We start from the raw sequence: 6509 nt of genomic DNA on the forward strand, positions 1-6509 counted from the left end.
CCGGCGGAGGGATCAAGCCTGACCGCCCGGAGCCGGTCACGGCGGCCCCCGGCCTGAACCGCAACAAGCAACAAGCGGCAAGCGGCAAGCGGCAAGGAGCCGACCGACGCCTACCGAGGCTCGGTCACGAAGTCGATCAACCGTTCCATCGCGTTGATCAGCGGCGTCTCCACGTCGGCGAAGCTGTCAACCCGGGACAGGATGCGTCGCCACATGTCCGCCGGCTCGCCCACTCCGAGGGCCGCGCAGACGCCCTCCTTCCAGGGCCGTCCGGGCGGCACCACGGGCCAGGCCGGGATGCCGAGCGCGGCCGGCTTGACCGCCTGCCACACGTCGACGTACGGGTGCCCGGTGACCAGCACGTGCGGGGAGGACACCCGAGCCACGATCCGGCTCTCCTTCGAACCGGGCACCAGGTGGTCGACGAGCACGCCGAGCCGCCGGCCCGGGCCGGGGGCGAAGTTCCGGACCTCGGCGTCGAGGGCGTCGATGCCGTCGAGCGGCTCCACCACCACGCCCTCGATCCGCAGGTCGTCGCCCCAGATCCGCTCCACCAGCGCGGCGTCGTGCACGCCCTCGACCCAGATCCGGCTGGCCTTGGCGACCTGGGCGCGGACGTTGTCGACGGCGATCGAGCCGGAGGCGGTGCGCCGCCGGGCCGCCGGCGCCGGGGCGCGGGTCGGCCGGCGCAGCGTCACCGGCCGGCCGTCGAGCAGGAAGGCCGCGGGCAGCAGCGGGAAGTTGCGCCGCCGGCCGTGCCGGTCCTCCAGCACCACCGCGCCGGCCTCGAAACCGACCACCGCGCCGCAGAACCCGGAGTCGGCGTCCTCGACCACCAGGTCCGGCTCGGCGTCCACCTCGGGGGTGACCTTCCGCCGTCGCCAGTCCCCCGCCAGCACGTCCTCGCCGTATCGCCCCGCCATGTGGATCACGCTAACCGGCGGTCCGGCGCGTCGCCCGGCGACGCGCCGCCGGCACCCCGGCCGCCGCGGGGACGGACGGTCACGACCGCCGACGGCGATGCGGCGGGCCCGCGAAAAGGGGCGAAGAAGGCAGTTCGGGGCAGGCTACGCGGCCGGAGCGGCAGTCGAGACAGGGGCGGCGGGGAGCACGTACCCTTTCCGCATGTCCCTCCCCGCAACGGGCGCGGCCACGCTGGCTCCGCGCCGGTCCAGCCGGTTCGTTGCCTGGGTCCGCGCCTGGCGCGCCGGCCTGGTGCCCTTCGACGAGGTCGCCGACTCGATCGCCGGCGACGAGGAGCACCTGGTCGCGGACGCCCCCGGCACCTGGACCGACGTCCCGCTGCGGGACGCGCTGCCCACCCTGGCCAAGCTCTCCCCCGACGAGATCCGGCTGGTGCTGCCCGCGCCGGGCGACCCGCGCGGCCTGCCCGGCCCCGGCGACTTCGCCGGTGCGGCGCTGCTCGCCGGGGAGGCGGTGGTCGCCGGCGGCCTCGGGCTGATTCCGCAGGTGCGCAGCCACACCTCGGGCTCCGGGATGACCTGGGAGACGGTGCTCTGGCGGGTCTACCCGCTGCCCTCGAACGCGCCGGCGGCGTCGCTCACCGCCCCCGGCGCGGCGGAGGCGGAGGCCGAGCTGGCCGCCGCGCTCGCGGAGACCACCCGCCGCGCTGACCCGCCTCGACGTGGCCCAGTGGCGGCCGGAGCTGGCCGGGGCGCTCGCCGCGCTGCGCCGCCCGGACGGCGCCACTGATCTGCCGCCGGGCTTCGACCCACGGGCCCGGCGACTCTTCGCCCGGGCGGCGGTGCTGGACCGGGTGCTCGCCCTCGCCGGGCACAGCGCGCCGGGCGGGGCGATCAACAACTACGAGGCCCAGCAGCGCGACGCCGCGCTGCGCCCGCTCACCACCGCCTGCCGGCAGGCCCTGGTCGCCGCCTGCAACGCCCCGCTGCGCCCCTGACGGCGGAGCCGGGCCGCGGGGTCAGATCTCGTCGATCAGGTCGGCTACCGAGTCGATGATCCGGGACGGCCGGTACGGGTAGCGCTCCGCCTCGGCGCGGCTGCTGATCCCGGTCAGCACCAGGATCGTCTCCAGCCCCGCCTCCAGCCCGCAGAGGATGTCGGTGTCCATCCGGTCACCGATCATCGCGGTGGTCTCCGAGTGCGCGTTGATGGTGTTGAGCGCCGAGCGCATCATCATCGGGTTGGGCTTGCCGACGAAGTACGGCTCCACCCCGGTCGCCTTGGAGATCATCGCGGCGACCGAGCCGGCGGCGGGAAGGGCGCCTTCCACCGACGGGCCGGTCACGTCCGGGTTGGTGCAGATGAACCGCGCCCCGTCGTTGATCAGCCGGACCGCCTTGGTGATCGCCTCGAAGCTGTAGGTGCGGGTCTCCCCCAGCACCACGTAGTCCGGGGCGAAGTCGCTGAGCACGTACCCCACCGCGTGCAGGGCCGTGGTCAGCCCGGCCTCCCCGATCACGTACGCGGTGCCACCCGGCCGCTGGTCGTCCAGGAACTTGGCGGTGGCCAGCGCCGACGACCAGATCGCCTCCTCCGGCACGTCCAGCCCCATCCGGACCAGCCGGGCCTGGAGGTCGCGCGGGGTGTAGATCGAGTTGTTGGTGAGGACCAGGAACGGCTTGCCGGAGGCCCGGAGCCGCTTGACGAACTCGGGTGCGCCGGGCACCGGCTGGCCCTCGTGCACCAGCACGCCGTCCATGTCGGTGAGCCAGCTCTGCACCGGCTTGCGGTCATGCATGTGTCGTCCCAACGGGTCTAGGGGTCGGTCGGGCTCAGGGACGGCGGGCGGCGGGCATGCAGCACGGCGTCGGGCAGGTGTCCCACATCGGCAGCTCGCCGAGACGGCGGCGCAGCCGCTCGCCGTCCGGCGCGGTCCGCTCGGTGACCAGTTCGCGGACCATCGCCACGAAGCGCGGGTCGGTGCCCGGGGTGCCGGCGCGGACGAAGTCCAGGCCGAGCTGCTTGGCCGTGTCCAGCGCCTCGGTGTCGAGGTCCCAGACCACCTCCAGGTGGTCGGAGACGAAGCCGATCGGGCTGACCACCACGCCGGTCACGCCGGACTCGGCGAGGCTGGCCAGGTGGTCGTTGATGTCCGGCTCCAGCCACGGCACCTGCGGCGGGCCGGACCGGCTCTGCCAGACCAGGTCGTACGGCAGGTCCGGTGCGGCGGCGGCGTGCACCAGCCGGGCGGTCTCCGCCAGCTGCGCGGTGTACCGGCCGCCGTTCGGGCCGGCGGTGGCGGCCATCGACGTCGGAACGGAGTGCGCGGTGAAGACCAGCCGGGTGGTGTCCCGCTTCGCCGGGTCGAGCTGGGCCAGTGCGGTACGCACCGCGTCGGCGTGCGGCTCCACGAAGCCGGGGTGGTCCCAGAACTGCCGCAGCTTGTCGATCATCGGGGCGTCCGGGCCGACGGCGGCCCGGGCGGCGGCGATGTCCTCCTGGTACTGCCGGCAGGAGGAGTAGCCGCCGTACGCGCTGGTGACGAAGGCGAGCGCCCGCTGCACCCCGTCGTCGCGCATCTGCGCCACGGTGTCGGCGAGCATCGGGTTCCAGTTCCGGTTGCCCCAGTAGACCGGCAGGTCGACGTCGTTCGCCGCGAAGTCCGCCCGGATCGCGGCGAGCAGTTCCCGGCACTGCTGGTTGATCGGGGAGACCCCGCCGAAGTGCAGGTAGTGCTCGGCGACCTCCGCCAGCCGCTCGGGCGGTACGCCGCGCCCCCGGGTCACGTTCTGGAGGAAGGGCACCACGTCCTCAGGCCGCTCCGGGCCGCCGAAGGACACCAGCACCAACGCGTCGTACGCCATGGCGCCATTCTCCCCCGACGGCCGTGACGGCCCGACGACCACCCCGGGACGGTCGGGTTTCGTCGGCCGGCTCAGGCGCCGATCGCGTGGTAGCCGCCGTCGACGTGGACGATCTCGCCGGTGGTGGCCGGGAACCAGTCCGACAGCAGCGCCAGGCAGGCCCGCGCGGCGGGCTCCTGGTCGGTGAGGCTCCAGCCCAGCGGGGCGCGCGCGGTCCAGGCGTCCTCGAACTGGTCGAAGCCGGGGATGGACTTGGCGGCGATGGTCCGCAGCGGGCCGGCCGCGACCAGGTTGCTGCGGATGCCCTGCTTGCCCAGGTGCAGCGCCAGGTAGCGGGAGGCGGACTCCAGCCCGGCCTTGGCCACGCCCATCCAGTCGTAGACCGGCCAGGCCTTGGTGGCGTCGAAGGTGAGGCCGACCACCGCGCTGCCCGCGGACATCAGCGGCAGCGCCGCCATGGCCAGGGACTTGTAGGAGAAAGTGGAGACCTGCAGGGCGGTCGCCACGTCCTCCCAGGGGGCGTCGAGGAAGCCGCCGCCGAGACAGCTCTGCGGGGCGAAGCCGATCGAGTGCACCACCCCGTCCAGGCCGTCGACGTGCTCCCGGACCTTGTCGGCGAGGCCGGCGAGGTGCTCCGGGTTGGTCACGTCGAGCTCGATCACCGGGGCCGCCTCGGGCAGCCGCTTGGCGATCCGCTCGACCAGGGAGAGCCGGCCGTAGCCGGTGAGCACGACCTGGGCGCCGTTCTCCTGGGCGAGCTTCGCCACCGAGAAGGCGATCGAGGCGTCGGTGATGACGCCGGTGACGAGCAGCCGCTTACCGGCGAGCAGTCCAGACATCGAGAGATTCCTCCGTGCGTTCTTCTCGGGACGGGTGGCTCAGTGGCCCATGCCCAGGCCGCCGTCGACCGGGATGACGGCGCCGGAGATGTAGCCGGCCGCGTCCGAGGCCAGCCAGGTGACCACGCCGGCGACCTCGTCCGGCTCGGCGAACCGGCCGGCCGGGATGGCCTTGCGGTACTCGGTGCGGCGCTCCTCGGGCAGCGCGGCGGTCATGTCGGTGGCGATGAAGCCGGGCGCGACCACGTTCGCGGTGATGTTGCGGCTGCCCAGCTCGCGGGTGATCGAGCGGGCCACCCCCACCAGGCCGGCCTTGCTGGCCGCGTAGTTGACCTGGCCGGCGCCCCCGTACAGGCCGACCACCGACGAGATGAAGATCATCCGGCCCCACTTCGCCCGGAGCATCTTCGCCGAGGCCCGCTTGGCGCAGCGGAACGCGCCGGTCAGGTTGGTGTCCAGCACCCCGGTGAACTGCTCCTCGGACATCCGCATCAGCAGCGTGTCGGCGGTGATGCCGGCGTTGGCGACCAGCACCTCGACGGGACCCAGCTCGGCCTCGACGGTGGCGAACGTCGCGTCGACGGAGGCGGAGTCGGTGACGTCGCACCGCACGCCGAACAGGCCCGCCGGCGCCTCGCCGCTGCGGTGGGTGACCGCCACCCGGTCGCCCTGCTTGGCGAAGGCCTGCGCGATGGCCAGGCCGATTCCCCGGTTGCCGCCGGTCACCAGCACGGTACGGGCCACGGGTCCCCCTCTGCTCCGCTGATCTCTGCGTCGGTCGGAGCCTAGGGGTTACCGGTAGGTAAGCGCTAACCCGACCAGGTCACACCGGGGTACGACGCCCGGCCTCAGCCCAGGGTGGGACGACGATGCGCCCGCCGGTCCGTACGCTGCCGCTGATGGCGGAGCAACCGGTCGGGACCTGGTGGCGGGCGCTGCGGCGTACCGTCGCCGGGGCGGACGTCGCGCCGGTCCGGCTGCCGCTGGACCGCTGGCCCCGGCTGGCCCCGTTCGCGCGGCCCGTCGGCCTGCTCGTCGTGATCGGACTCTTCGCCGTCACCCTGGCCCAGCAGACCGACCGGCGCCTGCCCGGGATCGTGCCGATCCTGTTCGCCGGCCTGACGGTCGCGCCGCTGCTCGCCCTGCCCCGGCGTCCCCTGCTGGCCTGGCGGCTGGCCGTGGTGGCCCTGGCGACCTGCACCTTCAATGCGCCGGCCGGCGCGGGCTGGCCGTGGACCCCGGTGCTGGCGCTCGGGTCGCTGCTGGTGCTGGCGGTGGTGGCGACCCGGGCGGACCGGCCGGTGCTGGTCTGGGTGGGCCTGCTCACGCTGGTGCCGGGGCTCGCGTTGGTCGACCCCGACCATCGGGTCAGCGTCCTGGTGCTGGTCCTGACGGTGCTGGTGCTCGGCGACCTGGTGCGCGGCAACCGGCGCTCCCGCCGGGCGCTGGCCGCGCAGACCGCGCTCAGCGAGCGGGAGCGGGAGCGCCGGGCGGTGCTGGAGGAGCGCACCCGGATCGCCCGGGAGCTGCACGACGTGGTCGCCCACCACATGTCGATGATCGCCGTGCAGGCGGAGACCGCGCCGTACCGCCTCGCCGAAGTGCCGGATGCCGCCCGCGCCGAGTTCGCCGCGATCGCCGGCTCGGCCCGGGAGGCGCTGACCGACATGCGCCGCCTGCTGGGCGTGCTGCGCAGCGAGTCCGCCGGTCCGGAGACCGCGCCGCTGCCCGGGCTGGCGGACGTCGCGGCGATGGTGGACGCGGCCCGCCGGGCCGGCCTGGCGGTCACCCTGGACGCCCCCGCGCCGACCGGCGACACGCCCGCGCCGGTCGGGCTGGCCGCGTACCGGATCGTCCAGGAGGGGCTGGCGAACGCGGCCCG

At 74.4% G+C, this 6509-nt stretch carries 6 protein-coding genes and 1 pseudogene; 2 read left to right on the forward strand and 5 right to left on the reverse strand.

All coding sequences use genetic code 11. The features are described from left to right. Nucleotides 1-110: 110 nt before the first annotated feature. On the reverse strand, nt 111-923 hold the full coding sequence (locus JNW87_RS32820; RefSeq protein WP_109800190.1) for a DUF3097 domain-containing protein: 813 nt from the start codon (nt 921-923) through the stop codon (nt 111-113). 202 nt (nt 924-1125) lie between these two features. Here JNW87_RS32820 and JNW87_RS32825 point away from each other — a divergent pair. Next, nucleotides 1126-1921: pseudogene (locus tag JNW87_RS32825) on the forward strand (hypothetical protein). 21 nt (nt 1922-1942) lie between these two features. On the opposite strand, the gene JNW87_RS32830 reads toward JNW87_RS32825, so the two are convergent. From JNW87_RS32830 to fabG, 4 genes are all read right to left on the reverse strand, one after another. Beyond that, entirely contained in the window at nt 1943-2722 is a 780-nt protein-coding gene (locus JNW87_RS32830; RefSeq protein WP_109800175.1) for an HAD-IIA family hydrolase, read from the reverse strand. Nucleotides 2723-2756: 34 nt separating this feature from the next. After that, nucleotides 2757-3788, reverse strand: a complete 1032-nt coding sequence (locus JNW87_RS32835; protein ID WP_109800176.1) for a ferrochelatase — start codon at nt 3786-3788, stop codon at nt 2757-2759. A 71-nt stretch (nt 3789-3859) separates the two neighbouring features. Next, entirely contained in the window at nt 3860-4627 is a 768-nt protein-coding gene (gene fabI / locus JNW87_RS32840; protein WP_109800177.1) for an enoyl-ACP reductase FabI, read from the reverse strand. Nucleotides 4628-4666: 39 nt separating this feature from the next. Continuing rightward, complete coding sequence (gene fabG / locus JNW87_RS32845) at nt 4667-5371, reverse strand: beta-ketoacyl-ACP reductase (protein ID WP_109800178.1); 705 nt, start codon at nt 5369-5371, stop codon at nt 4667-4669. A 155-nt stretch (nt 5372-5526) separates the two neighbouring features. On the opposite strand from fabG, the gene JNW87_RS32850 reads away from it, so the two are divergent. Then, a partial coding sequence (locus JNW87_RS32850; protein WP_238455018.1) for a sensor histidine kinase occupies nt 5527-6509 on the forward strand: 983 nt, incomplete at its 3' end.

It is taken from the genome of Micromonospora sp. ATA51 (assembly GCF_016802855.1).
In the GTDB taxonomy this organism is placed as follows: domain Bacteria; phylum Actinomycetota; class Actinomycetes; order Mycobacteriales; family Micromonosporaceae; genus Micromonospora; species Micromonospora sicca.